This is a genomic window from Vibrio sp. Y176 (assembly GCF_033438945.1).
Window position 1 is genome coordinate 1 of record NZ_JAWOQS010000301.1, and the last position, 829, is coordinate 829.

The window sequence follows — 829 nt, forward strand, 5'->3', positions numbered from 1 at the left end:
CAATACGGTCTAGGAACCAACGGTCGTGCGAGATAACCATTGCACAGCCCGGGAACTCTAGTAGTGCTTCTTCTAAAGCACGTAGCGTTTCAACGTCAAGGTCGTTGGTTGGTTCGTCGAGTAGTAGTACGTTACCGCCCGCTTTAAGCAGTTTTGCTAGGTGTACACGGTTACGCTCACCACCAGATAGCTCGCCAATCACTTTCTGTTGGTCTGAGCCTTTGAAGTTGAAACGTGAACAGTACGCACGCGCAGGGATTTCAAAGTTGTTGATCTTGATGATGTCAGCGCCTTCAGAAATCTCTTGGAATACCGTGTTCTTATCGTTCATTGAATCACGGAACTGCTCAACAGATGCGAGTTTCACTGTGTCACCCATCTCAATGGTACCTGAGTCAGGTTGTTCAGTGCCGCTTAGCATCTTGAATAGCGTTGATTTACCCGCGCCGTTGGCACCGATGATACCCACGATCGCACCTTTAGGCATGTTGAACGATAGGTCATCAATCAGAACGCGACCGTCAAACGACTTAGTCAGGTTCTTCACTTCAATCACTTTGTCACCTAGACGCTCACCTGGTGGGATGAACAGCTCGTTGGTTTCGTTACGTTTTTGGTGCTCAGTGTTTTGTAGCTCTTCAAAGCGCGCCATACGTGCTTTAGATTTTGCTTGGCGACCTTTAGGGTTTTTACGTACCCATTCAAGTTCTTTTTCGATGGTCTTTTGGCGAGCGCTTTCTTGTGATGCTTCTTGTTGTAGACGTGCATCTTTCTGCTCTAGCCAAGAGGTGTAGTTACCTTCCCATGGAATACCTTCACCACGGTCAAG

General features: G+C 47.8%; 1 protein-coding gene. It reads right to left on the reverse strand.

Annotated features, from left to right (window positions below):
* Positions 1–829, reverse strand: an 829-nt coding sequence (locus R7O13_RS25695; RefSeq protein ID WP_318305049.1) for an ATP-binding cassette domain-containing protein, incomplete at both ends; no start/stop codon positions are given.